Below are 25,453 nucleotides of genomic sequence, written 5' to 3'. Positions count from 1 at the left end.
GCATTCAATGCGCTTTTATTTTGAGTCCAGAGCGGGCTTTAATGCGGCCACTGCCCCAACGTTACACGGTCATTGCCGCCATAATCCTTTACGGTACGCACCTGCTTATAGCCTGCTTGCGTAAAGATATGGCGTACTGCCTCGCCTTGATCATAGCCATGCTCAACAACAACCCAGCCATTAATAGTGAGATGCTTTTTCCCCTGCTGAATGATCTGTTCTAAATCAGCCAAGCCGTGATTATCTGCAACTAAAGCGCGTTCAGGCTCTGTTGCCAAATCCTGCATATGCACATCATCTGCATCAATATAGGGCGGATTAGATACAATGACATCAAAAAAAGTACGGTTCAAAGGCTTATACCAAGAACCGCAAACAAATTTCACATGGTTTAAATCATGTTTTTCAGCATTGAACTGAGCGACTTCTAAGGTCGGTTCATAAATATCTGTCGCAGTCACGGACCATTCGGGACGCTCACTGGCAATTGACAGGGCTACAGCGCCAGTACCTGTGCCCAAATCTACAATGCGGGCATCCTCGGGCACATCCAAATGCAGGACGGTGTCGACCAGCACTTCTGTATCTGGCCGCGGCACCAGCGTATCTTTGGTCACTTTTAAATCCAAGGTCCAAAATGGCTGCGAACCTGTAACATAAGCCAAAGGCTCACCACCGGCAATGCGCGCCAAACCGTCACGGTACTGCTGTTCCTGCTCAGCTGTCAGCGCTTGATCTTTTTTCATCACAAGATCAAAAGAATCAATTTTAGTGATGTGCTCGAGCAGCCATGCATTTTCTTGGCGCTCATAGCTTTCAGGTTCACCGCGTAAAGCTAAAGCCTGTGCAATATTCATTTAGCCACCATTCTGCTGTGCAAGCATGGCAAGCTGATCAGCTTGATATTCACGGTGCAAACTGTCCAATAATTCAGTTAAATCACCTTCCATCACCGCTTCCAGCTTGTATAAAGTCAGGTTGATGCGGTGATCCGTCATCCGCCCTTGCGGATAATTATAAGTACGAATACGTTCAGAACGGTCACCCGAACCCACTAAATCACGGCGCATTTCAGAAGTTGCGGCATCGGCAGCGGCGCGCTTGGCATTTTCTAAACGCGACACCAAAAGCGCCATCGCTTTGGCTTTGTTTTTATGCTGTGAACGCTCGTCCTGACATTCCACCACAGTTCCAGTTGGCAAGTGTGTAATGCGCACCGCAGAATCTGTTTTGTTGATGTGCTGACCGCCCGCACCCGATGCGCGGTAGGTATCAATCCGCAGTTCAGATGGATTAATTTCCACACTGGTGTCTACATCTATTTCAGGCAAAATCGCAACCGTGCATGCCGAAGTATGCACACGGCCCTGCGATTCTGTTGCAGGCACACGCTGCACCCGGTGCGCGCCGCTTTCAAATTTCAAACGGCCATAAACGCCTTCGCCATTAATGAGGCAAATCACTTCTTTATAGCCGCCATGTTCGCCGTCATTTTCAGATAAAATTTCTAAGCGCCAGCCTTGAGACTCGGCATATTTGCTGTACATGCGGAATAAATCGCCTGAGAAAATGGCGGCCTCGTCACCGCCTGTTCCGGCGCGGATTTCCAAATAAGCGGAGTTCGCGTCATTGGGGTCTTTAGGAATCATCAGAATGTTTAAGTCTGCTTCTAAAGACTCAATCAAAGCTTTATTTTCTTTAATTTCTTCTTGCGCCATTTCCTTAAAATCAGGATCGGACAGCATAGCTTCAGCAGTTTCTATATCTTCTTCCGCTTGTCTGTATTTTCCCCATACTTCTGTGATTTCACTTAAGTCACTGTGTTCCCGAGAAAGCTGACGGAAACGTTTATTGTCTGAAATCACTTCAGCATCTGCGAGCAAGGCATTTAATTCTTCGTGACGGTCAGACAGCTGATCCAACCGTAAACGCAGTGATTCTTTCATTGTTCAAAATATCTCAATACAGCCTGTTCCAAAGCTTTCACCTGAACAGATCATTCTAAAAATTGCGCTTAGTTTAACGATTCTGTGTTTTAAATGACATCTTTATTGATGCCATATGGCCAAACTGGAGCAAACTGCAATAAATGCATGCTGCGATTGCAGTGAAACATTGCAAAATTTAAGTCTCATTTCACTTTTCAGCGCAGCAATCAGAAAAATGCGCCAATGTTTTAAAACACCTAGAACGCTATTTTCTGCTACTTTCTTTCACAATTTTGTGAATTTGACGATTTTTAAATCGACTTTTTCACAATTGTTACAAAGCGAAACAATGTGGAAACTAAAGCACAGCAATTCAATGAAGACTCTCCACACTTTCAGAGAATCATCTTGTTACATTGACCCCATCGTAGAAATGACACAGTCCGCATATATGGACATGGAGTAAAGCATGAAACTGAATGCTATTTTATTAAGTACTGCTTTGGCAGCGACTTCAATGTTTACTGTAAGCGCACATGCTGACAGTACAACTCGCGTAGCAGCTGCAAGTGCTTTAGGCAGTGTAGCAGGTACAGCTATTGGTAAAAACATGGGCGGCAATACTGGCGCAACGATCGGTGCAGCATTAGGCGGTGCGGGCGGCGCAGCAGTAGCAAGTGACCGCCGCAACCGTACAGAATCAGCAATCGGCGGCGCAATTGGCGGCGGCGCTGGCTACACAGTCGGTAAAAGCATGGGCGGCACCAACGGCGGCTATGTCGGTTCAGCTTTAGGCGCAGCGGGCGGCGCAGCTTTAGGCAACAAAATTTCTAAAGATAAGGCCAGCAGCTACAGCAAAAAGCATTATAAAAAGCATCGCCGTCATTGAAACCGCAACATTAAATAAGCACCTTCGGGTGCTTTTTTATGGCTGATGGACAAATACGCAGCGGCATCATATTCATGCGTTCCATCCTCAGCATTCAAGCCGGCACAAGGTTTGCAGAAGTATGAAGAAAACTGGCAGAAGATTTACACAGTCATTACCAAAGGCTTTATTTTCGCAATAATGCCCTTCACGATGTTTTCTACATTTTTGCTTACAGTTGTATCAAGACAAAGATGATGTGCTCTCAGGAGTTAAAAATGAAAATCAATAAATTAATTTTAGGCGCTGTAATTACGGCTTCTGCATTTACAATGACCACAGCAAATGCAGGCAATACCACAAATACAGCCTTAACTTCTGCATTAGGCGGTGTTGTAGGCGCTGCGGTTGGTAAGCAAATGGGCGGTACAACGGGCGCAATGATTGGTTCTGCAATTGGCGGCGGTGCAGGTGCAGCAGTTTCAGCCGACCGGCGCGACCGTAATGGCGCAATCATCGGCGGCGCTTTAGGCGGCGCTGGCGGCTATACTCTGGGTAAAAATATGGGCGGTACCAATGGCGGTTACATTGGCGCAGCTGCAGGCTCTGCAGGCGGTGCAGTCCTAGGGAAAAAAGTAAGTGAAGACCGCCGCTATGATGATGAACGTTATGACCGCCGCTATAATGACCGCGGCTACCGCTCAAACAACTACCGCTACAATGACCGCAATTACTACAGTAAAGACAATGGCCGTCATTTAGGTCATTATAAAAATGGCAAACACCGTTAATTCATTGTTTTAACCGCAAAAAGATGCCTCAATTAAAAGCGCCTTCGGGTGCTTTTTTTGCATAGCGCAACTGATTCATTTTACTGCTGCTCTGCAACCCTTCAATCCATCTGCTCAGCTGCATCTAGTCTACATGCATCCGCTTTTCAGCTATGTGCAACATCAAAAATTATTCATCAAACCGCATTTCCTTGATTCAATCTGCTGCCCTAAAATAAATTTAAATGCTTTAAAAATAGAATGTGAATGTTTCCAGCTCTTGCAAAAGCAAAAGGCACAAGCGTGCAGATTTTCTTCATCAACTCTCAATCAGACACAGCCAGCCGATAATGATATTGAGAAGCCAGCAATACCGCTGTGACAAATAAAATCTAATATCGAGTTATTCCGATATACACAACGCCACTTATATCGTATTATCTCGATATAACCTATTGAGAGAGCTATTATGCGTTCCTTAGAAGAAACAAAATTTTCTATTCTAGAACTTGCGCCAGTCCGAGAAGATAAGAGCATTCAAGATGCCCTGCACCATGCACTGCAGCTGGCTCAGCATGCTGAAAAATTAGGCTATGAACGCATCTGGGTCGCAGAGCATCACAATATGGCCGGCATTGCGAGTTCAGCAACGTCAGTATTAATCGGCTATCTTCTGGCGAATACTTCAAAAATTAAAGTTGGTTCAGGCGGCATCATGCTACCCAATCATGCGCCCTTAGTCGTCGCAGAACAATTTGGCACGCTGGCGACGCTGTATCCAGAACGCATAGAATTAGGACTTGGCCGCGCACCCGGTACAGATCAAGCCACGATGCGGGCTCTGCGCCGCGGCCATCAAGAAACAGAAGATCAGTTCCCGCGTGACGTTGCCGAAATATTGCAGTATTTTAAAGATCCAATGCCAAATCAGCGCATTATCGCGACACCGGGGCAAAGTACACATGTGCCAGTCTGGCTATTAGGTTCAAGCTTATTCAGTGCCCAGCTGGCCGCTCAATTAGGCCTGCCCTATTCTTTTGCATCGCATTTTGCGCCCCGCATGTTAGGGCAAGCGATTCAGCTTTACCGTGAAAATTTCACGCCGTCTGAATATTTGGATAAACCGTACGTTTCGATGGGGGTTCCAACCATTATTGCAGAGAGTAATGAAGAGGCTGAATATTTAGCATCTACACCGTATCTGCGCATTTTAAGCATGATTCGCGGCACACGCGGCAAGCTTCAGCCGCCTGTCAGCAACATCAATGAATTGTGGTCACCTGCCGAAAAGCAATATGTCGATAATTTCTATGCTGTTGCACAGATTGGCTCACCAGAAACCGTTAAAAAGGGCTTGAACCAATTATTAACTCAGTTTGATGTAGATGAGTTTATTTTCACCTGCGATATTTATGACACTGAAAAACGTTTGAAAAACTTTGACTATTTAATGGAAATTAAACACCAAGCTAAATAACAGCTTCATCCCATGTTTAAAAGCACGCTTCCATGCGGCGCTTTTAAACATGGGGAAGATTCAGCGCCATTTCAACACCTCAGCGTTGCTTTCCTAATGCTTTTCCGCATAATGAAATCATAACAACGAAAAACTGAATTAGGAAAAATGCATGAATCAGTATATTAATAAACCCACACCTGCATTTGTGGCGGCCAGCTGGGTGGCCCTGCTGGCTGGCGCTGCGGCCTATTGTATTGGCCTGTTCAATGCCGATATGCTGCTGAATGAAAAAGGCTATTATCTAATTTTAATTCTCTATGGGCTATTTGCATCAGTTTCCCTGCAGAAAATCATCCGCGATAAACTTGAAGGCACCCACGTCACTCACATCTATTACGGATTATGCTGGGCATCTGTTGCCATTTGCATTTTTCTTTTGGCTATCGGCTTATTTAATGCCAATTTAGCTTTAAGTGAAAAAGGCTTTTACATTATGGCTTTTTTGCTCAGCTTATTTGGCGCAGTTTCGGTTCAGAAAAATATCCGGGATATGGAATATTTGCGGCAGCACAATAAAATTGATCATTTGGAGCTGACAAGTAGTACTTTGCCTGAAAATAAAGAACATTAAAGAAAATAGCGAGCAGTCATCACTTATCGCCAATAATGCCAGTTCAAAACAGACTGAATTGCCAATTCACAGCGATGACTGTTCAGACTCAAATCTTTACTTTACCTGCTGGGCTTTCTTCGCTATCAATATATCTGCACATAACTCGAACGATCAAAAGAAAATATAACGGATTATTGATATGAACACATTTGAACAGGATCATCCTTACCCCGTCTTTAAAAACATAGCGTCTGATTATGCTGAATTTGAAGGTGGGCTAATTGAATCTAGCCAAATAAAACACACAAATTTTAGCGGTAAAAATGTCGCCATTATCAATATTGATCAAGACTCTGCCTCTCAGCTTTCTGAACTATGCAATCAGGCAGCTCAAGTAGCTGTATTTCAAATTCACCCACACTTTGTGCTGCCGAAATCTGAACGCTTCACACATAAATTAATTCAGCATCCATTATTTGTAAAAAACCGCCGTCTTTTTAATAACCGTGTTAAAAGCCTGCTGGCATTACGCTTTTTGGAAGATCAAGTAAAAGACACCTGGCTTAAGCATTTGCTCATGCCAAATACAGCCTTGCAGAACAAGACCTTTCTAAAAGCGGATGACTACTATTCGGCCTTACAGCGCGCAAACTGCACGCTGGTTACATGGCCCATAGTCAAAATTCACAGCCAAGGCATTCAAGCGGTCAATGGTCATATCTATGCCTGTGACTGCATTATTTATAATCCTAATGAAAAACTGTAATGACAAAAGAATTGCGTAAGCAATTCCCCTCATTGCCGGAAAAGAAATTTTGGATACTGCACTGAATACAGAAAACATTTCTGTTTACCCATTTAGATAAAGCCTAGCCTCAAAATTTGCTGAAGAAATATTCTTTAGGTTCAATATTCAAGCAATAAAACAGTATTTATATAAGAAATGAATGAAATGAGGGTATTTTTTTATAACATACTCATACTATTTACATATGAGCAGATAGCTTATTTTTATAATAAATGAGCTGCTTTGCGCAGCCCATTTCTCCCGCTCAAGCTCAACCGATGCGGCGCTTCAAGCCAGTCATTTGAAGGACGCGGGTTGAAATTTCTTCAATTGACATCTCAGAAACATTCAAATATTTAATTCCTTCTGAAATATAAATGCCTTCGATAGCGCGCAATTCCATCTGGCATTGATTAAAACTTGCATAGCGGCTGTTGGCTTTTCGCTCACTGCGAATAGCAACTAAACGCTCAGCATCAATCATTAAGCCAAAAAGCTTCTGTTTATGCGGGCGCAGTACTGCCGGCAAGCGGTTATCGTCTAAATCTTCCTCGGTCAACGGGTAGTTTGCTACGCGAATGCCAAATTGTAATGACAAGTAGATTGATGTTGGTGTTTTGCCTGAACGCGATACCCCAATCAGGATCAAATCGGCCTTGTCATAATGGCGTGTACGCGCGCCATCATCATTATCCAAAGCAAAATGCACCGCATCAATACGCGCCTTATAAGACTCAGAATCCGTCACTGCATGGGTCTGCCCGACTAAAGTTGTAGGCGACGTCCCCAACTCGTCTGACAGCTTGCTAATAAGCCCTTCAAATACATCAAGATTTATAGCATCAGCAGTGTTAATAATATCGCGCACATAAGGGTCAACCAAGGTATCAAACACCAGCGGTTTCTGACCGTCTTTTTGGGCCCGCTGATTGATTTCTGCAACCACATTCATTGCGGCCTCTTCCGAGGTAATATAAGGGATAATATGAATGTCAAAATCAACATGCGGAAACTGTGCCAGCAGTGAGTGTCCGAGGGTTTCAGCCGTAATAGCCGTACCGTCGGAAATAAAAAAAACACTCCGCTGAATCTGGTTACCTTCTGACATTAAAAATCTCCTCAATTATTTGTCTAAGTGCTATATAATCTTTATAGTGAACCATCTTACATGACTATCACTTAGTTGAATCAAAATGCTAAGTTTTTTGTTATAATTTCATGCCAAGATAGTGATTAATACTGCAAAAGTGGAGTAACAACTTTGGAAGCGCGCGTAATCGGTCTAGAAAAATTAGGGAAACACGACGTAGAACTCGTGGGCGGCAAAAATTCATCGCTCGGTGAAATGATCAGCCATTTAGCAAATGCTGGTGTTTCCGTACCGGGCGGTTTTGCTACTACCGCTGACGCTTATCGTGAATTTCTCGAGAAAAGCGGCCTAAACGCTAAAATTAACGCAGAGCTTGCTGCGCTTAACGTTGATGACGTAAATGCTCTTGCTGAAACTGGCGCTAAAATTCGCCAATGGATTGTAGACTCTCCGCTTACCCCTGAGCTAGAAAATGAAGTTCGTGATGCTTTTGCAGAACTTTCTAACGGCAACCCTGAAATCGCGGTTGCCGTTCGTTCATCAGCAACTGCAGAAGATTTGCCAGATGCATCTTTTGCGGGACAGCAGGAAACCTTCTTAAACATCCGCGGTATCGACAATGTCCTGATCGCAATTAAAGAAGTTTTTGCTTCGCTTTATAATGACCGTGCCATCTCTTACCGTGTACACCAAAACTTTGCTCACGACGTTGTAGCATTGTCTGCAGGCATTCAGCGCATGGTTCGCTCAGAAACCGGCGCTGCAGGCGTAATGTTCACCCTGGATACAGAGTCAGGCTTCCGTGATGCTGTATTCATCACCGCTTCTTACGGCTTGGGCGAAATGGTTGTTCAAGGCGCAGTAAACCCTGATGAATTTTATATTTCTAAACCGCTTCTAAAAAACGGCAAACACGCGATCCTTCGCCGCAACTTAGGCTCTAAACACCAAAAAATGATTTACGGTGAAGAAGGCGCTGCAGGCAAGTCAGTTGTTGTTGTCGATGTAGACAAAGCTGACCGTCAGCAATTTGCATTAAATGACCATGAACTTCAGGAACTTGCTAAACAAGCATTGATCATTGAAGAACACTATCAAGCGCCGATGGATATCGAATGGGCGAAAGACGGTGATGACGGTCAAATCTATATCGTTCAGGCGCGCCCGGAAACAGTAAAAAGCCGTGAAAACGTTGGCACAATGGAACGTTACCTGCTTAAACAAAAAGGCACTGTAATCTGTGAAGGCCGCTCGATCGGTCAACGTATCGGTTCTGGTAAAGTACGTATCGTGACGTCTATTAAAGAAATGGACAAAGTACAAGACGGCGACGTACTTGTATCTGACATGACTGACCCAGACTGGGAACCAGTAATGAAACGTGCCGCTGCAATCGTTACTAACCGCGGCGGCCGTACGTGCCACGCAGCGATTATTGCCCGTGAATTGGGTGTTCCAGCAATCGTAGGTTGCGGCAATGCAACAGAAGTGCTTGTAGACGGTCAAGAAGTGACTGTTTCATGTGCTGAAGGCGATACAGGATTCATCTATGAAGGTTCTTTAGATTTCGAAATTCAAAAGAACTCTATCGAATCTATGCCTAAGCTTCCGTTCAAAATCATGATGAACGTCGGCAACCCTGACCGCGCATTTGACTTCGCTCAAATTCCGAACGAAGGTATTGGCCTTGCGCGCTTAGAATTCATCATCAACCGCATGATTGGCGTGCATCCTAAAGCGCTGCTGAATATTGACAGCCTTCCGCGTGAAACCCGCGCAGCAGTCATGGCGCGTACAGCTGGCTATTCTTCTCCAATTGAATTCTATGTAGAAAAATTGGTTGAAGGTATTTCTACTCTTGCTGCTGCATTTGCAGACAAACCAGTGATTGTGCGCATGTCTGACTTCAAGTCTAACGAATATGCAAACTTGATTGGCGGCAAACTGTACGAGCCAGAAGAAGAAAACCCAATGTTAGGCTTCCGTGGTGCGAGCCGTTACGTGTCTGACAACTTCCGTGACTGCTTTGAACTTGAATGCCGCGCATTGAAAAAAGCGCGTGACGAAATGGGCTTAACCAACATTCAAATCATGATTCCATTTGTCCGTACAGTTTCAGAAGCGAAACGTGTTATTGAGTTACTGGCATTAAACGGCCTTAAGCGCGGTGAAAACGGCCTTAAAGTGATCATGATGTGCGAATTGCCAACGAATGCTTTGTTGGCTGAACAGTTCCTTGAGCACTTCGACGGTTTCTCTATCGGCTCTAACGACTTGACTCAGTTAACATTGGGTCTTGACCGTGACTCTGGTATTGTTTCCCACCTGTTTGATGAGCGTGATGCAGCAGTAAAAGCATTGCTTTCCATGGCGATTCACGCATGCCGTAAAGCAGGCAAATATGTCGGCATTTGCGGCCAAGGCCCTTCAGACCATCCAGACCTTGCAAAATGGCTGATGGAGCAAGGTATTGAATCTGTTTCACTGAATCCAGACTCAGTTTTAGAAACATGGTTCTTCCTCTCTGAAGAAAAAGCTCAACAAGCTTAACAATCTGTGTTAAAAAAAGACCCACATGTGGGTCTTTTTTTTCATCTATACTTTTTATATACGTTTTTGAGATTTTAGTTTTATGCAAATTTACTTGGCGCGAAATAATCAACAAGCCGGTCCATACAGCCTCGAGCAAGTCAATCAGATGCTTGCCGATCAGCAGGTTCTACTGACAGATCTGGCCTGGCACCAAGGCATGACTGAATGGAAAGCTTTAGGTGAACTCACTCAAGGTAAAACCGTATACCAGCCTGAAGGCTATATCGCACCAGCCAGCGAGCAAAGCTCATCCGCTCAAAGCAGTCAGCAAATGCGCAACACTGAAAAACAGGCTCCTCAGCAGGTGCTGGCCTCTATCCCTAGCCGTGTTTTGGCCAAAATCGCCGATTTACTGCTTTGGGTGCCTGCCACATACATTCTGACAGGTTTCTTTTCTAAAGAAGAAGCACAGCAATTCAATGCATTAAATATTCAATTTATGGACGCGGTGTTTGGCACAGCAGCCAATCCGGTTTTGGCGCAAGAGCTGCAAACCAAAATGATTGAGATGTTTTCACAGCAAGCCTGGATTGCGATGGGCGCATACATTTTTATTATGCTCGCTGCACAAGCCTTTCTGATTGCAAAAACAGGGCAATCCATCGGAAAAAAGCTGACTAAAATTAAGATTGTCGATGCTGAAACTGGTGAAAAAACCTCGCTGATGCGCGCATTCACACTGCGCAGCGTATTGTTCATTTTCTTGAATTTTGTTTTTTTATTCATTGCAATTATTGATCTGGCCTTCGGACTTGGCGCAAAGCGTCAAACTTTGCACGACAGAATCGCCAAAACCAAGGTTATAAAACAATAATTTATTGAAATTCAAAAGGGATGATTTTTTCATCCCTTTTTTTCCAGCATATTGAAATTAAAATAAAATTCTTATAATAAATCTGCAATTCCGACCAGTAAAATCGGTTTTTATAACAGTGATTTAAAGCATCTTTATGTATAGCTTAGTTGAATGATATGAGGCATAATGCCCTACAACGTAGCGGTGTCTCATGATTGAGAAGGATTTTCTATGTCTAAAAGAAAAGTTCTTAATCATGCGGCACTATAATCGCTATCCCATAATTTAATTAGGGAATGGGACTCTTCACCGAGGTTGTAAAATGAGACAAACAATTTTAGCTGTATTGTCTTTATCTGCGATGGCTGCACTCTTGACTGGGTGCGGCGGTGATATGGTACTTCTAAACTCAAAAGGTCCAGTCGCACAAGGTCAATCAGACCTCATGATGACTGCGATCTATTTAATGCTTCTAGTGGTGATTCCATCAGCACTTATGGCAGTTTGGTTTGGCTGGAAATATCGCGCATCGAATAAAGATGCAGACTATAAACCTACATGGGCACACTCTACTGCGATTGAAGTTGTAGTATGGGGCATCCCTGTAATCATTATTGGTATTTTAGCTTGGTTAACTTGGTGGGGTTCCCACAAGTATGACCCATACCGCCCAATCGAGTCAGACAAGGCTCCTTTGACTGTTCAAGTTATCGCTGAACAATTCAAATGGATCTTTATCTACCCAGAACAGAACATTGCGACTGTTAACGAATTACGCTTCCCAGAAAAAACTCCGGTTAGCCTTCGTTTAACATCTAACTTTACAATGAACTCGTTCTTTATCCCTGCATTGTCTGGTCAGATTTATGCAATGGCGGGTATGCAGACTCACCTGAATTTCTTAGCAAATGAAACTAGCCCAGCCGAAGGCTACCGCGGTTTCTCGTCTAACTATTCAGGCTATGGCTTCTCACAAATGCGCTTCCGCGCTCACTCTGTGACAGATGCTCAGTTCGCTGAATGGGTAAATGCAGTTAAGGCTGGTAACGGTACTTCAATTAACCCTGAAGCAGTTCAAAAAACTGTTTTAGACCAAGCTGAATTTGCAACCTTACGTGATGGCAACCGCTCTAAGCATCAAATTGAAGCGATGCTTGCACACGCTGAAACTGACAAGCAAAAAGAAGCAGCTGCTCTAGCTGAAGCAGAAGGTCCTTATCCTACTAAGCCACACCCTGTGACTTATTATTCTTCAGTAGAACCTAAATTGTTCGAATCTGTGATTAACAAATACATGAGCAACTACCATGGCGCTGATCATTCAGCTGCCGGTCATGAAGCTGCTGCTTCAGAAGCTCATGCAAATGCTGGTCATGCGACTGCTTCTGTAGGGGAATAAGACATGAGCTTATTAGGTAAGTTAGGTCCAGATGCAATTCCACACGATCCAATCGTGCTGGTTACTGTTGCAATGATGGTCCTAGGCGGTCTCGCAGTTTTTGCGGGTATCACCTACTTCAAAAAATGGAACTACCTGTGGACTGAATGGTTCACTTCTGTAGACCATAAAAAAATCGGTATCATGTATATCTTCGTATCTATTGTCATGCTGGTGCGTGGCTTTGCTGATGCGATCATGATGCGTCTTCAGCTGTTCCTTGCAAAAGGCGGCGGCGAAGGCTATTTACACCCAGAACATTACGACCAAATCTTCACTGCCCATGGCGTGATCATGATTTTCTTCGTAGCAATGGGTCTGGTTGTCGGCTTAATGAACGTTGCTGTACCGCTTCAAATCGGTGCGCGTGACGTAGCCTTCCCATTATTGAACTCTTTAAGCTTCTGGCTGTTTGCTGGCGCTGCTGGTTTAATGATGGCTTCTCTTGCAATTGGTGAATTCGCTGCGACAGGCTGGATGGCTTACCCTCCACTGTCTGGTATTGAATACTCTCCAGGCGTAGGTGTGGACTACTATATTTGGGCACTTCAGATTTCTGGCCTAGGTACACTTTTAACGGGTGTTAACTTCTTTGTTACCATCATTAAAATGCGTGCGCCTGGCATGAAGCTTATGGATATGCCTATTTTCACTTGGACTGCGCTTTGTACAGCTGTACTAATCATCGCTGCCTTCCCTGTGTTGACTGCAACTATTGCAATGCTTTCACTTGACCGTTACTTCGGTTTCCATTTCTTCACAAACGACATGGGCGGAAGTCCAATGCTGTATGTGAACTTGATTTGGACTTGGGGCCACCCAGAAGTATACATTCTTGTATTGCCTGCTTTCGGTATTTACTCAGAAGTTACATCTACATTTGCCCGCAAAACTTTGTTCGGCTACAAATCAATGGTGTATGCAACTATCGCAATCACAGTATTGTCATTCGTTGTATGGGTTCACCACTTCTTTACCATGGGTGCTGGCGCCAACGTTAACGCGTTCTTCGGCATCATGACCATGATCATTGCGATCCCGACTGGTGTGAAAATCTTCTCTTGGTTATTCACCATGTACAAGGGCCGCATCACCTTTACAACTCCAATGCTTTGGACACTTGGCTTCCTTGTGACTTTCGGTATTGGCGGTTTAACAGGCGTGTTGATGGCAGTTCCGCCAGCGGACTTCCTGGTGCACAATTCTTTATTCCTTATCGCTCACTTCCATAACGTAATTATCGGCGGTGTAGTGTTCGCAATGTTTGCGGGCATCATTTTCTACTGGCCTAAAATGTTCGGCTGGAAGCTTAATGAAGCTTGGGGTAAAGCATCGTTCTGGTTCTGGTTCTTCGGTTTCTACTTTGCATTCATGCCGCTTTATATCCTTGGCTTCATGGGTATGACTCGCCGTTTGAATACATATGACAACCCTGAATGGGATCCGTACTTGGCAATCGCGTTCTTCGGTTCTGTCCTAGTTGCTATCGGTATCTTCTGTTTTGTTATGCAAATCGTTGTCGGCTTCCTTCAACGCAATGACAATATGGACCTTACTGGTGACCCATGGGATGGCCGTGTACTTGAATGGTCTACTTCGTCTCCTGCTCCGTTCTATAACTTTGCTTATGTTCCTAAGATCAATGGTATTGATACTTTCTGGACTGACAAAGAGAACGGTATCGCATATGCGAAACCTACCAAGTATGAAGACATTCATATGCCAACAAACCGTGCTGCAGGCTTTGTAATTGCAATGTTTATTACAGTTATGGGCTTCGCTTTAATCTGGCACATTTGGTGGTTAGTGGCGATTACTTTCGTATCCGCAATTATCAGCTTCATCGTATCTTCATTCACTAAGGATGTTGACTACTATGTTCCAGCTGCTGAAGTTGAGCGTATTGAAAATGAACGCTATGCGATCCTTGAAAAACACTTGAAGAAGGATTAAGACGATGGCTGAAGTACTTCATCACGACAACCATGAGCATGATGATCATCACCACCATGATGATACTGACATCACTGTCTTTGGTTTCTGGACTTACTTGATGAGTGACTTGATCCTATTCGGTACACTCTTCATCGCGTTCGCTGTATTAAGCAGCCACGTTCCAATGGGAACTCCAAGTGCAAAAGAATTGTTTGGCGAATCTTTAAGCTTCGTTTTAACTGAAACTTTTGCCCTGTTGATTTCTTCTGTAACGTTCGGCTTTGCTGTTCTTGCTGCATACAAGAAAAACGTTGGCCAAGTTCTGACTTGGTTGGCGATTACTTGGGTATTTGGTGCTGCCTTCATCGGCATGGAGCTTTATGAGTTCAATCACCTTGTACATGAAGGTTATGGTCCAAGCACCAGCGCGTTCTTATCATCGTTCTTTACTCTAGTAGGTACGCATGGTATTCACGTAACATCTGGTTTGGTATGGATGCTTGTGTTGATGTTCCAAATCAAGAAAAATGGTTTGACACTTCCAAACACTCGCCGTCTTGCTTGCCTAAGCTTGTTCTGGCACTTCCTAGACATCGTTTGGATCTGTGTATTCAGCGTAGTTTACTTAATGGGAGTTCTATAATGAGTCACGATCATAATTCTGCTGGCGCAGCTCACGGCAACACTAAACAGTATACTATCGGTTTCATCCTGTCAGTTGTTCTAACCATTATTCCTTTCGGTATGGTTATGACTGGCGGATTTGGCCGCGGTCTACTGGTTACCGTGATTGCAATTACAGCTGTAGCTCAGATCCTTGTGCAGTTAATTTACTTCCTGCACATGAACTCTTCATCAGAACAGCGCTGGAACGTTATTGCATTCGTGTATACGATTCTAACCGTTGCTATTCTGCTTGTAGGTTCTGTTTGGATTATGAACTACTTGCACTACAACATGATGATCTAAACTGGTCATCATGCTGAAAAAGTATTTATTCCTGACTAAGCCAGGAATTCTCTTTGGTAACTTCGTTACCACTCTGGGCGGCTTCTTTTTAGCCGCTCAGGGATCTGTAGATTTCCTCCTCCTTCTCATCACCCTGCTTGGTACAACATTAGTTGTCGCTTCTGGCTGTGTCGTCAATAACGTCATTGATCAAGATATTGATCAAAAGATGGAACGGACGATGAACCGCGCATTGGTCAAAAAAACCATCAGCCCTTCCGTTGCTCTGGCATTTTCTGCTGTGCTTGGAATTGCAGGATTTTCCCTGCTGTGGTTCTTTGTCAATGCCTATGCTTTTGGCTTTGCTGTACTTGGTTTTGTGGTTTATGTTATTTTTTATAGTCTTTGGAGCAAACGCACTTCCATTCACCAAACTGTGATTGGCAGTATTTCTGGCGCAAGCCCTCCTGTGATTGGCTACACTGCTGTTTCAAATGAGTTTGATGTTGCCGCGCTGCTGATTTTCTTAGCATATGCGCTTTGGCAAATGCCGCATTCATGGGGAATTGCCGTCTACCGTTTTGATGACTATAAAAATGCCGGCATTCCAATTTTGCCTGTAGCGCGTTCAATTTTCCGCACGAAAGTTGAAAGCTTGATTTATGTCTTGCTGTTCGCTGCAGTGTTAAATGGTTTGTATTGTTTTGGCTATACCAATATGTTTTTCTTAATCACCTTTAACGCTTTATGCGCATATTGGGTGTATTTATCAATTATTGGATTTAAAGCTGAAAACGATCAGGTTTGGGCGAAAAGCTATTTCTTATATTCAGTCATTTTAATTACTGCATTAAGTTTCAGCTTCAGTTTCAGTTACGTCTCACCTGCTCCGCATTTGCCGCTGTTTTAAAAAAGATAGAGTTCTCTCTATCTTTTTTTATTTCCGCTTCACATTCTTTAATTTACAACCAACACTTGCTAAGATTGCGCGCACAATAATAAGACCGCGCACATCATGAAAAATTATTTCCAATGGCCTAAAACTTTACTTGCCGCAATCCTGCTGCCACTCAATTTTGGCTTTAGCGCCACAAGCTTTGCAGGTATAGATGTTTCTTGCTATCCATCGACTAACATTCAAACCAATGCCTATACAGCCTGTGACAATTTACCCGCATTGACACCTGCCAATGACAATCAAACCAATATACTCCTACTTCTGAGCGACATGGGCTTGGCCAAATTGAATTTTAATCAGCCAAATAGTCCGCTTTGGGAAACTGAATATAGCAACGTACCATTTGCGGCTAAAACATTGTTTGAAAGCGCAACCAATAAGCGACCGAATGCCCGATTAAAACCAAACAATCAAAAGACTCCTTACCAAGAACATTGCAGTAGTCTAGACAATGGTGCGGATCAATTTAGCCAGCAGGTGAAAGCAGACAAAAATCTCAGCAAAGTGGAAAAAGATTTACTGATTCAAGAAAGACAAAATATCTCGGCCTGTGACCGTGATCTTGCCCTCATCCAAGTCAATCCCAACTGGTCTATACAAGCACGTCAGTATGCGTCTTATTTAAAAGCAACCATTGCCTTTTATAATAGTAACTTTTCCATAGCTACTAAAATTTACTCAGTATTAACTACGATTGATCAGTCTTGGATCAAAGAAACATCGCAATATATGTTGATCCGCAGCAGCCTCAATGAAAGCTATCAGTCGGGTGTCGGTGAATATGGTGATTTAAAAATCGATAAAGTAAATCAGACTTTACTCAAAAATACCTATGAGCATATCACTACCTACTTCAAACGCTTCCCTGAGGGAAAATATGCAGCAAGTGCACGCGGTTTACTACGTCGTTGTTTTGGCTGAGTGGAAATACCGAACTTCTGACCAGCGAACTCGCATGGCAAATCAATCATCCTGAATCCAAATACTATAATTTAGAGCTCGATAATCTAGCCTTTGAAATGGATCGCCATGTTTTTCAAAGCCGCTCATTCAATCCAAAAAATCTAAAAGATCCCTTCTTTCTGGCCATTTCAGATTTAATGCAAATGCGTCAGGCAACCTCGGCAGAAGATAAAGTCTTAAGCTGGTCTGAACTCAACAACCAAAAAACACTATTTAAGAGTCAGCCAGAACTGTTCCAATACCTACAAGCCAATCACTTATTCTTTGTGCAGAATAAGCCAGCCGAAGCTTTAAAATATTTGCCAGAACATTCCTCTAATTCAATCAATAGTTACTTCAACTCAGTCAAATATTGTTAAAAGGTCGTATTTTAGAAGAACTCGGACAAACTCAAAATGCGCAGCAGTATTGGGAAGGCTGGCTTAGTCACTCGAAAGGAGTTGAACAACGTGGCTTATTTGAGCTGATGTTATATCCACATTATGCCCAACAGCAAAGCGCAAACCTATTCATCGGTTCAGATGCTAAAATCAAACAAGCTTCATTGCAAAAAAGCTTTATTGAAAATGAAGCCAATGAAAAAAGCTTAATGCAAATAGTACAGAGCAAAGCTTCAAGTACCGATCAAAAAAATTTAGCATTATATAAAACTCTGCAAAAGTCATTGGTACATCAAAACTTTAAACTGTTTAATCAAGCCTTCGTACTGCTGCCACAAGATGCCGCGAAGTATAAATATGACTCAGAAACATATCAAAACTATAAAAATCAACCGCCCTTCAGTGATTTCATTTGGGCAGGAACAAAAATTACGCCGCAAATGCAATGCCCTGACTTATTCAGCCTGACTCAAAAACTTGAGAATTCACCTCAAGATTTAAAACTCCGACTTTGTTTGGGAGAATATGCGCGCTCGCCTCAGGGCTACAACATAAGCTATGTCACCGCTTTAGAAAAAGAAACCGCTCGCTTCCAAGGTGCAATTTTTGCCCGTGGCCAAGTATATAAAGACATCATCAAATCCAATTCTGTACCCGATTTAGAAGCTTATGCTCTTTATCGTTCAATCATGTGTTATTCACCAAGCGGGATGAATGACTGTCAGGATGCAGAAGTTGAAAAATCCACCCGTAAACAATGGTTCGACCACATTAAACGCGACTATCCAAGTACCTCTTGGGCACAATCTTTAAAGTATTACTGGTAAGACGTATATGTTGAAGCAGTTTTTTTCAGTTGTTATGACATTGATCTGTATGCTGAGCATCATGGCTTGTCAGCCGAGTCTGTCAGCGTCAACATCTGGTCAGGTAGATGCAGAAGACTATGATGCATTTTGGATTTGGGGCAATATTTCATCTGCACCGTATTTAGCAAAAGCCAAAGAACTGTATATTTTACAGGGTGAGTTTAGGCTTGACCGGCGCACGCATCAGCCCCAACACCTTTACCAAGGGGTATCAGTGCTCAATATCCCCCATCAAAAAGTCTGGCTTGTGTTCCGCAATCATCATTTAAATTGGTCAAAAAACGAAATTGATATTATTTCAAAACGCATTCGACAATGGGAAAAAAAAGGCAATTATCTTCAAGGCATACAAATTGATTTTGATGCCAAGACACAAAATCTTCACGCTTATGCCCTGTTTCTAGCTCAATTAAGACAGCAGCTTCCTGCAAAATACAAACTCAGCATCACCGGCTTGATGGACTGGAGCAATATGCAGGATGCCAAAACGCTTCTATTATTCCGCAATAACATCAATGAAATGATCATTCAAACTTATCAAGGCTCAACGACCATTCCGAATTATGAAGCCTATCTGCATAAAATTTCCAAACTGAATCTGCCGTATAAAATTGGCGTAGTACAGCGCGGAGAGTGGTATCCCAAATTGAATTTCAAAGAAGATCCAAACTTTCAAGGTTATGTTGTTTTTCTTTTACGCAATTCACCTACACCGTAAATACCATTAAAAAATAGGAGGCTTTTTAAATGAATGCCTTGTATTTATACCCTAAACGCTCTAAAATTCACGCTTCGCAAATATTGCGGCACAACTCCGGTTGTGACTCCTTGCCCTTAATAATTACGTTATGGGCTGTATAATCCGTAAGGAGCTGACAATGCGTCATTACGAAATCGTACTTTTAGTACACCCAGATCAAAGCGATCAAGTGGTTGGTATGGTAGAACGCTATATCTCTCACATCAAAGATGCTGAAGGTCAAATTCACCGTCTTGAAGATTGGGGCCGTCGTCAATTGGCTTACCCAATTAACAAAATTCATAAAGCGCACTACATTTTAATGAACGTTGAATGTGGTCAAACTACGCTTGATGAGCTTGAAGAATTGTTCCGTTACAACGATGCAATCATTCGCAGCTTAATCATCCGTCGTGAAAACGCTATCACTGAAGAGTCACTATTGGCTAAGAGTGCTGAAGAAAAACGTGCGCGTAAAGCTCAACGTGAAGAAGCACAACAAGCTCAAGACTCTGCTGAAGCATAAGGAGAACATAACATGGCACGTTTCTACCGTCGTCGCAAGTTCTGCCGCTTTACAGCTGAGAACGTTACATATATCGACTACAAAGATATCGACACTTTAAAACAGTACATCACTGAAAACGGCAAGATTGTTCCTAGCCGTATTACAGGTACTAAAGCTCGTTACCAACGTCAATTGGCGCTTGCTATCAAACAAGCTCGCTACTTGTCTTTGATCCCTTACACTGACAATCATAAGTGAGGTTGAGCTGTGGATATTATCTTATTACAACGCATTAAAAACCTTGGTAAATTAGGCGATAAAGTTTCAGTTAAAGCTGGTTACGGCCGCAACTACCTTATCCCTCAAGGTCAAGCAGTAGCAGCTACTGAAGCTAACACTGCCGCTTTTGAAGCTCGCCGCGCTGAACTTGAGAAAGCTGAAGCTGATGTTTTAGCTGCTGCTCAAGCACGTGCTAGCCAATTAGACGAAGTTAACATCGTGATCACTGCGAAAGCTGGTGACGAAGGTAAACTATTCGGTTCTATCGGTACTCGTGACATCGCTGACGCGTTAACTAATGCTGGTCTAGCTGTAGACCGCGCAGAAGTTCGTTTGCCAAATGGTGCGCTTCGCAACACTGGTGAATTCAACATCGCAATCCAATTGCATCATGATGTTGCTGCTGAAGTTCTCGTTACTATCGTAGCTGAGTAATTTTCTGCAAAAAAAAGAGCATGCTTTTGCATGCTCTTTTTTTATCTTTAATTTTTGCATATTTTTCATTTAAAGCTGTTCAGCTTGATGCTGAGCTTAATCATTCATTTCTGCTTGAGCGAAAATATCTATTCGCATTTCAACCCCAATAGCGGGTATGATTTGCCTTGCAATGATGATTGAAATTACGCTTCCATACCCCATTTTCATTTAAGCACTGACTGTATTAAAAATCAGGGATTTATATGTCACAGGCGATTGCCAGCACGAAAGCAGAACTTAAAAATAGCGAATCAGGCCAGCTGAAAGAATTCCGCACGCCTCCGCATAACCTTGCAATCGAACAGGCGGTATTGGCAGCGCTAATGACCGTTGCTGAGTCATTCGAACAAGTCGGCGATGTGCTGACAGAAAATGATTTTTATGCCACACGCCATAAATATATCTTCCGCGCGATTGATCAGCTTTCTAAAGACAGCTCTCCTTATGATGCCGTTTTGGTGCATGACTGGCTGACCAAGCAAAACCTGCTGGATGCCATTGGCGGTGAGGAATACCTCATGCAGCTGATGTCTGACTCCCCTTCCAGTTTCTACAATTTAGAAACCTATGCCAATAAAATTAAAGAATTTTCTACTTTAAGAAGCATGATTAAAGTCAGCTCAGAAATTCTGCAAAATGCCTATGACACCAAAGGCCGCACAGTCAGTGAAATTTTAGATCTGGCCGAAACCAATATTTTTTCCATTGCCGAGCAGCATAACAATAACGCGAAAGCGCAAGGCCCAAAACCCATTAACAGCGTTGTCGCTGATGTATTTGATAAATTAAACGAACTGTCTCAAATGGAAGGCAGTATCACCGGTTTAACCACCGGCTTTGTAGAGCTGGATAATAAGACCTCAGGCATGCAGGCAGGTGACTTGATTATTGTCGCTGCCCGTCCATCGATGGGTAAAACCACCTTTGCCATGAATTTGGTTGAAAGCGTGCTGTTTAATAATAATTTGCCCGCACTGGTTTATTCAATGGAAATGCCGGCAGACTCTATTGCCATGCGTTTGATCTCTTCTTTTGGCCGCGTTCATCAAGGCCATCTGCGTGCCGGTAAAATGGATGCGGATGAATGGTCCAAAGTGACCAGCACCATTGTGCATTTGCAGGAAAAAAACCTGTATATTGACGATTCATCCGCCCTGCCGCCGACAGAATTGCGTTCCCGCGCGCGCCGGATTGCCAAAATGCACGGCGGCAAGCTGGGCTGCATCATGGTCGACTACTTGCAATTAATGAAAGTGCCTGGCATGGGCGATAACCGTGTCGGCGAGATTTCGGAAATTTCTCGAAGCCTCAAAGCATTGGCCAAAGAAATGCAATGCCCTGTCATTGCCCTGTCCCAGCTTAACCGTGCGCTGGAAAACCGTCCAAATAAACGCCCCGTGATGTCGGATTTACGTGAATCCGGCGCAATCGAGCAGGATGCCGATTTGATTATGTTTATTTACCGTGATGAGGTTTATAACAAAGAGTCAAAAGAAGCAGGTACAGCAGAAATTATCATTGGTAAACAGCGTAACGGCCCGATTGGTACGGTACGACTTGCCTTTGAAGGTCAATATACGAAATTTAGCAACTTATCACCTGAGTTTTATGCTCAGTATGATGATGAAGAGTAAAACTTAAAATTCGATTACTGTGAAACTATGGCTTATAACCAAAACTTAATCCACTTGATCAGCCTTTCCCACATACTTTTAAACACTGGTCGTACATGATCATTATTTTCAACAGATGATGCTGGGAAAGCTTCTCTGAGTTTTTTACAGGTTGGATATTGTTTTTGGATTTTGGCTAAATAATATTTTTGGTCATGCTCAATAAAACCATCCAAGATGCCTACCGTTTCATTATTCCTATGCATACAATTCGATGTTTCTTTATTCCAAGCTAAAAATGGCGCTATAGGCTTGGAAATGCTTACTCGATCATTTTCACAATTTAATTTCGCAAATGAAACGATTTGATATTCGTCAGCATTGTTTCCATCTGGCGTATAGGCCAAGCCAATAATGATTTGCTCTTTTGGAATATGTTGAATTGCAAATGAACTGTGCCATTGCTTAGGTTTCGAATAGCGAAATGCATCTAAGCCCGATCTAAAAATAAATTTTTCAGCACTTAGATCAACCACAGTGTTGGGCGTATTGAGCTGTTTTTCTGTAGCCGATTGAAAGCGCGCAATAAATACGTCTTGTGGCGTATGTGGTGCACACGCAAAACTCCGTTCTATCGAAAATAAGAGTACCATAGAAAAATAAAGAAATTTTCGAACAAAAAGGTAGTCAGATTCAATTTTCAAAATTTAATTTCTCAATGGAATACTTTTCATCTGATATCAACATGCAACTATAAGGAAGTTATTGAATCTAAATTATTTTCTAAAACCTCTTAACTATTTTTATAAATTCAATAACTTACCTTTTTAAATGTTATTTCGCTAACGCAGTTTTTAAAGCTGCAATATTTGCACGCCAATCATCATAATACTCAGTTTCACCCCAAAGCTCATTTAGCTCTGAATCATCACTTAAAACCAAATCTAAAGCTGTTCGAGCTTTTTCTAACAATTCTGGTGAAGGCTCAATTTTTACTGTATTTACCCATTCATCAATTTGAGCGGTATAGGCATCTGCCTGAGTTCCTTTACCCAATAATTTTGCGATAACTTCAACTGCAGCAATGATAACTGAAGCGTCATCAGCTTCAAGATACTCGTCTTTATTTTCTATAGCAGACTCAAAAACTTTTGCGAGTACTGCATCATCCTGTGCATTTTCTAATTCGTAGACCCAATCAGCTGCGTCATCATTTCCAAATGGTTCGTGTGACCAAGCACCCATAATCCTGCCTCTTTCTTTATAGTCAATTTTCAATATGATAAATGATCATACACAACAATTTGCTAGCTTCATCGTCTAAATTTATGTCCGTTGTTACAACATTTTAAGTATTCAAAGCATTTATAAATGCTTATTTTATTTTCCCGATTTATTTACAAATATTGATGAAAAACACAAATGCGCATGTCTATTTAGATTTGATAGGTCTACAATATTGCTTGATTTAAAGCGCTGCATATAGCAATAGCTGTGAATCAAACCGATATCTTTTACCAAATGGTACAAATCTCTATTTGTCATTCCCAAGGAGTAACAAGGGTGCGTCAAGCAACAGTTTATATTGATCAAGAAGCGCTTCAATATAATTTAAACCGTGTCAAACAACTTGCCCCAACCGCTAAAATCGTCAGCATGGTGAAAGCCAATGCCTACGGACATGGAGTCGAAGCTTGCTTAGCCGCCTTAAGTTCATCCGATGCCTTTGGTGTTGCTTGCCTTGAAGAAGCCCTAGAAATTCGTGAATTGGGTTATGAACAGCCTATTACATTAATTGAAGGTATTTTCTCTGACGATGAAATGCAAATCATCATTGAGAAAAAAATAGAATGTGTCGTACATCACCAGCAGCAGCTGGATTGGCTGCTTGCACATAAAGATGCCTATATTGCTCAGGGCTTGAAAGTTTGGGTAAAACTGAATAGCGGCATGAACCGTTTAGGCTTTAAAGTCCCTGAAATTATTGACGTGATTAATTCACTGAAAGCAGAAGGTTTTACGTGTGTTTTGGCTATGCACTTTGCCAATGCTGATGCGGAAAATCATCCTTTAAATGAACAGCAAAAAAACCAATTTTTAGATGTTAAAGAAGCCTGTGCTCCAATCATGGGTTCTTGCTGCAACTCTGCCGCTATTTTCAAATGGCCTGAACTGAATTTTGATTTTGTTCGTCCTGGCATTATGCTTTACGGCGCATCGCCTTTTGCCGATAAAACTGTACATGACCTAGACATAAAACCAGTCATGACATTTACAGCAGAAGTTATTGCACTCAATACAATTCAAGCTGGTGAATCTGTGGGCTATGGTTCAACCTTTGTTGCAGATCAAGCTATGGACCTTGCTATTGTTTCTATTGGTTATGGCGATGGCTATCCACGCGCATTTCCAAAACAAAATTATGTAGCGGTCAATGGTCAGCCAACTCGTGTCATAGGCCGTGTCGCGATGGATATGATCGCTATTGATGCAACTGGTTTAAAAATAAATTTAGGCACTGAAGTTGAACTTTGGGGCAAAAACCGTTTAGTGGACGATGTAGCAGAAGCCAATGGCACTATTGGCTATGAACTGCTTTGCCGTTTAAGCGCACGTCCTGTTCGTAAGCTTAAATAATCCTATATAATAAAAAAGCCCAGCATGTGTCTGGGCTTTTTTATTTATGCTTTTATAAATTATTCAAAATAATCTTGCGTCGGCACAGGAAGCTCCTGCAAACCGCGTTTTAATAATGCAGACCATTGTTTACTGATATTTGAAAAATACGGATCTTCTTCATAAATACGTTTGCCAATGGGAACTTTTAGACTGTCTTTATCATAGACCAGCGCATCTAAAGGCAAGCCCACAGATACATTGGAGCGCAGCGTTGAATCAAATGAAATTAAGGCGCAGCGCAAAGCTTCATCCATCGGCATATCATAATGCAGCGCCCGGTCTAAAATCGGTTTGCCATATTTACTTTCACCTATTTGAAAGAATGGCGTATCTGAGGTTGCAGAAATAAAATTCCCTTGCGGATAGACATTATACAGCTGCATGACTGCGCCTTGAATTTGCCCCCCGACCAGCAGACTGCAGTAGTAATTGCTTTGTTCCACGGTATCTGACGTGACATCCGCAATGACTTTACGCAAAGTGTGGCCGACCAGTTCTGCAATTTCAAACATAGTATTTAAACTGTACAAATTCGGTTCCTGCTTGGTTTCCAGCTGATTTTGCAAGTGCCCGATAACGGCCTGTGTCGTCGCTAAATTTCCAGAAGTTTGAATCACAATCATACGCTCGCCCTCTATGCCAAAAGTATAGAGCTTGCGGAAAACGGAAATATGGTCTACCCCAGCATTGGTTCTGGTGTCACTGATAAACACCATTCCATCTTTTAAGCGCAATGCACAGCAATAAGTCATTTCCTATCCTTT

At 42.6% G+C, this 25,453-nt stretch carries 24 protein-coding genes and 1 pseudogene; 19 read left to right on the top strand and 6 right to left on the bottom strand.

Annotated elements, in window-relative coordinates:
- Positions 1–38 precede the first annotated feature (38 nt).
- Positions 39–857, bottom strand: a complete 819-nt coding sequence (gene prmC, locus OKC24_RS09190) for a peptide chain release factor N(5)-glutamine methyltransferase (RefSeq protein ID WP_131276545.1) — start codon at positions 855–857, stop codon at positions 39–41.
- A complete protein-coding gene (gene prfA / locus OKC24_RS09185; protein WP_005009193.1) occupies positions 858–1,946 on the bottom strand; it encodes a peptide chain release factor 1 in 1,089 nt (362 codons plus the stop codon).
- Positions 1,947–2,397: 451 nt separating this feature from the next.
- Between prfA and OKC24_RS09180 the strand changes: the two genes are divergently transcribed.
- From OKC24_RS09180 to OKC24_RS09160, 5 genes are all read left to right on the top strand, one after another.
- Positions 2,398–2,817 carry a glycine zipper domain-containing protein gene (locus OKC24_RS09180; protein ID WP_005009185.1) on the top strand — a complete coding sequence of 140 codons (420 nt, stop codon included), beginning with the start codon at positions 2,398–2,400 and terminating at the stop codon, positions 2,815–2,817.
- A gap of 257 nt (positions 2,818–3,074) precedes the next feature.
- Positions 3,075–3,587, top strand: coding sequence for a hypothetical protein (locus tag OKC24_RS09175; RefSeq protein WP_005009182.1), 513 nt, complete (start codon positions 3,075–3,077; stop codon positions 3,585–3,587).
- Positions 3,588–4,035: 448 nt separating this feature from the next.
- On the top strand, positions 4,036–5,043 hold the full coding sequence (locus OKC24_RS09170) for an LLM class flavin-dependent oxidoreductase (RefSeq protein ID WP_130146074.1): 1,008 nt from the start codon (positions 4,036–4,038) through the stop codon (positions 5,041–5,043).
- Between the two features lie 151 nt (positions 5,044–5,194).
- A complete protein-coding gene (yiaA, locus tag OKC24_RS09165; RefSeq protein ID WP_130146072.1) occupies positions 5,195–5,656 on the top strand; it encodes an inner membrane protein YiaA in 462 nt (153 codons plus the stop codon).
- 181 nt (positions 5,657–5,837) lie between these two features.
- Positions 5,838–6,404 (top strand): NAD(P)/FAD-dependent oxidoreductase, encoded by a 567-nt coding sequence (locus OKC24_RS09160; RefSeq protein ID WP_130146070.1) that lies wholly within the window; start codon positions 5,838–5,840, stop codon positions 6,402–6,404.
- Between the two features lie 292 nt (positions 6,405–6,696).
- Here OKC24_RS09160 and ppsR read toward each other — a convergent pair whose 3' ends face one another.
- Positions 6,697–7,533 (bottom strand): posphoenolpyruvate synthetase regulatory kinase/phosphorylase PpsR, encoded by an 837-nt coding sequence (ppsR, locus tag OKC24_RS09155; RefSeq protein WP_130146068.1) that lies wholly within the window; start codon positions 7,531–7,533, stop codon positions 6,697–6,699.
- 153 nt (positions 7,534–7,686) lie between these two features.
- Between ppsR and ppsA the strand changes: the two genes are divergently transcribed.
- The 13 genes and pseudogenes from ppsA (at position 7,687) to dnaB (ending at position 22,031) form a co-directional block, all read left to right on the top strand.
- Positions 7,687–10,065, top strand: a complete 2,379-nt coding sequence (gene ppsA, locus OKC24_RS09150; RefSeq protein WP_131277610.1) for a phosphoenolpyruvate synthase — start codon at positions 7,687–7,689, stop codon at positions 10,063–10,065.
- Positions 10,066–10,147: 82 nt separating this feature from the next.
- Positions 10,148–10,921, top strand: a complete 774-nt coding sequence (locus OKC24_RS09145) for an RDD family protein (protein WP_131277612.1) — start codon at positions 10,148–10,150, stop codon at positions 10,919–10,921.
- A gap of 304 nt (positions 10,922–11,225) precedes the next feature.
- Positions 11,226–12,302 carry a ubiquinol oxidase subunit II gene (gene cyoA, locus OKC24_RS09140; RefSeq protein WP_005009172.1) on the top strand — a complete coding sequence of 359 codons (1,077 nt, stop codon included), beginning with the start codon at positions 11,226–11,228 and terminating at the stop codon, positions 12,300–12,302.
- Positions 12,303–12,305: 3 nt separating this feature from the next.
- Positions 12,306–14,294: a cytochrome o ubiquinol oxidase subunit I gene (gene cyoB, locus OKC24_RS09135; RefSeq protein WP_131277614.1), complete on the top strand. Its 1,989-nt coding sequence runs from the start codon at positions 12,306–12,308 to the stop codon at positions 14,292–14,294.
- A 4-nt stretch (positions 14,295–14,298) separates the two neighbouring features.
- A complete protein-coding gene (gene cyoC, locus OKC24_RS09130; RefSeq protein ID WP_131277616.1) occupies positions 14,299–14,919 on the top strand; it encodes a cytochrome o ubiquinol oxidase subunit III in 621 nt (206 codons plus the stop codon).
- The gene (locus OKC24_RS09125) at positions 14,916–15,245 is read left to right on the top strand and encodes a cytochrome o ubiquinol oxidase subunit IV (RefSeq protein ID WP_171457730.1); all 330 of its coding nucleotides are present in this window, start codon (positions 14,916–14,918) and stop codon (positions 15,243–15,245) included. Before cyoC ends, OKC24_RS09125 begins: the two co-directional genes overlap by 4 nt.
- Before the next feature lie 10 nt (positions 15,246–15,255).
- The gene (gene cyoE / locus OKC24_RS09120; RefSeq protein WP_130146060.1) at positions 15,256–16,134 is read left to right on the top strand and encodes a heme o synthase; all 879 of its coding nucleotides are present in this window, start codon (positions 15,256–15,258) and stop codon (positions 16,132–16,134) included.
- Between the two features lie 105 nt (positions 16,135–16,239).
- Positions 16,240–18,352, top strand: a pseudogene (locus OKC24_RS20030) (PA5441 family protein).
- 7 nt (positions 18,353–18,359) lie between these two features.
- Entirely contained in the window at positions 18,360–19,112 is a 753-nt protein-coding gene (locus tag OKC24_RS09100) for a DUF3142 domain-containing protein (RefSeq protein ID WP_130146058.1), read from the top strand.
- A 160-nt stretch (positions 19,113–19,272) separates the two neighbouring features.
- Positions 19,273–19,659 carry a 30S ribosomal protein S6 gene (rpsF, locus tag OKC24_RS09095; RefSeq protein WP_005009159.1) on the top strand — a complete coding sequence of 129 codons (387 nt, stop codon included), beginning with the start codon at positions 19,273–19,275 and terminating at the stop codon, positions 19,657–19,659.
- A gap of 12 nt (positions 19,660–19,671) precedes the next feature.
- Positions 19,672–19,899: a 30S ribosomal protein S18 gene (gene rpsR / locus OKC24_RS09090; protein WP_004278792.1), complete on the top strand. Its 228-nt coding sequence runs from the start codon at positions 19,672–19,674 to the stop codon at positions 19,897–19,899.
- Positions 19,900–19,908: 9 nt separating this feature from the next.
- Positions 19,909–20,355: a 50S ribosomal protein L9 gene (gene rplI / locus OKC24_RS09085; protein ID WP_130146056.1), complete on the top strand. Its 447-nt coding sequence runs from the start codon at positions 19,909–19,911 to the stop codon at positions 20,353–20,355.
- 245 nt (positions 20,356–20,600) lie between these two features.
- Positions 20,601–22,031, top strand: a complete 1,431-nt coding sequence (gene dnaB / locus OKC24_RS09080; RefSeq protein ID WP_130146054.1) for a replicative DNA helicase — start codon at positions 20,601–20,603, stop codon at positions 22,029–22,031.
- Between the two features lie 32 nt (positions 22,032–22,063).
- Here dnaB and OKC24_RS09075 read toward each other — a convergent pair whose 3' ends face one another.
- Together OKC24_RS09075 and OKC24_RS09070 are read right to left on the bottom strand one after the other, a co-directional pair.
- Positions 22,064–22,714, bottom strand: a complete 651-nt coding sequence (locus tag OKC24_RS09075) for a hypothetical protein (RefSeq protein ID WP_228257592.1) — start codon at positions 22,712–22,714, stop codon at positions 22,064–22,066.
- A 130-nt stretch (positions 22,715–22,844) separates the two neighbouring features.
- Positions 22,845–23,255 (bottom strand): DUF4259 domain-containing protein, encoded by a 411-nt coding sequence (locus OKC24_RS09070; protein ID WP_130146052.1) that lies wholly within the window; start codon positions 23,253–23,255, stop codon positions 22,845–22,847.
- Positions 23,256–23,573: 318 nt separating this feature from the next.
- Here OKC24_RS09070 and alr point away from each other — a divergent pair, with 318 nt between their 5' ends.
- On the top strand, positions 23,574–24,647 hold the full coding sequence (gene alr / locus OKC24_RS09065) for an alanine racemase (protein ID WP_130146050.1): 1,074 nt from the start codon (positions 23,574–23,576) through the stop codon (positions 24,645–24,647).
- A gap of 59 nt (positions 24,648–24,706) precedes the next feature.
- Here the strand turns inward: alr and OKC24_RS09060 are convergent, their stop codons facing one another.
- Positions 24,707–25,441, bottom strand: a complete 735-nt coding sequence (locus OKC24_RS09060; protein WP_130146048.1) for a proteasome-type protease — start codon at positions 25,439–25,441, stop codon at positions 24,707–24,709.
- Positions 25,442–25,453: the final 12 nt, after the last annotated feature.

The organism is Acinetobacter entericus (genome assembly GCF_026168575.1).
Classification (GTDB): domain Bacteria; phylum Pseudomonadota; class Gammaproteobacteria; order Pseudomonadales; family Moraxellaceae; genus Acinetobacter; species Acinetobacter bouvetii.
Note: the sequence above shows the minus strand (reverse complement) of the source record. Positions and strands in the feature narration are given on the sequence as shown.

Bases quoted from the DNA above. Each gene is read 5' to 3' on its own strand.
- ppsR (WP_130146068.1), bottom strand. From the start codon at position 7,533: ATGTCAGAAGGTAACCAGATTCAGCGGAGTGTTTTTTTTATTTCCGAC.
- rpsR (WP_004278792.1), top strand. From the start codon at position 19,672: ATGGCACGTTTCTACCGTCGTCGCAAGTTCTGCCGCTTTACAGCTGAG.
- OKC24_RS09100 (WP_130146058.1), top strand. From the start codon at position 18,360: ATGTTGAAGCAGTTTTTTTCAGTTGTTATGACATTGATCTGTATGCTG.
- prfA (WP_005009193.1), bottom strand. From the start codon at position 1,946: ATGAAAGAATCACTGCGTTTACGGTTGGATCAGCTGTCTGACCGTCAC.
- rpsF (WP_005009159.1), top strand. From the start codon at position 19,273: ATGCGTCATTACGAAATCGTACTTTTAGTACACCCAGATCAAAGCGAT.
- OKC24_RS09175 (WP_005009182.1), top strand. From the start codon at position 3,075: ATGAAAATCAATAAATTAATTTTAGGCGCTGTAATTACGGCTTCTGCA.
- OKC24_RS09180 (WP_005009185.1), top strand. From the start codon at position 2,398: ATGAAACTGAATGCTATTTTATTAAGTACTGCTTTGGCAGCGACTTCA.
- dnaB (WP_130146054.1), top strand. From the start codon at position 20,601: ATGTCACAGGCGATTGCCAGCACGAAAGCAGAACTTAAAAATAGCGAA.
- prmC (WP_131276545.1), bottom strand. From the start codon at position 857: ATGAATATTGCACAGGCTTTAGCTTTACGCGGTGAACCTGAAAGCTAT.
- OKC24_RS09145 (WP_131277612.1), top strand. From the start codon at position 10,148: ATGCAAATTTACTTGGCGCGAAATAATCAACAAGCCGGTCCATACAGC.
- OKC24_RS09070 (WP_130146052.1), bottom strand. From the start codon at position 23,255: ATGGGTGCTTGGTCACACGAACCATTTGGAAATGATGACGCAGCTGAT.
- cyoA (WP_005009172.1), top strand. From the start codon at position 11,226: ATGAGACAAACAATTTTAGCTGTATTGTCTTTATCTGCGATGGCTGCA.
- cyoB (WP_131277614.1), top strand. From the start codon at position 12,306: ATGAGCTTATTAGGTAAGTTAGGTCCAGATGCAATTCCACACGATCCA.
- cyoE (WP_130146060.1), top strand. From the start codon at position 15,256: ATGCTGAAAAAGTATTTATTCCTGACTAAGCCAGGAATTCTCTTTGGT.
- OKC24_RS09170 (WP_130146074.1), top strand. From the start codon at position 4,036: ATGCGTTCCTTAGAAGAAACAAAATTTTCTATTCTAGAACTTGCGCCA.
- yiaA (WP_130146072.1), top strand. From the start codon at position 5,195: ATGAATCAGTATATTAATAAACCCACACCTGCATTTGTGGCGGCCAGC.
- OKC24_RS09060 (WP_130146048.1), bottom strand. From the start codon at position 25,441: ATGACTTATTGCTGTGCATTGCGCTTAAAAGATGGAATGGTGTTTATC.
- cyoC (WP_131277616.1), top strand. From the start codon at position 14,299: ATGGCTGAAGTACTTCATCACGACAACCATGAGCATGATGATCATCAC.
- OKC24_RS09160 (WP_130146070.1), top strand. From the start codon at position 5,838: ATGAACACATTTGAACAGGATCATCCTTACCCCGTCTTTAAAAACATA.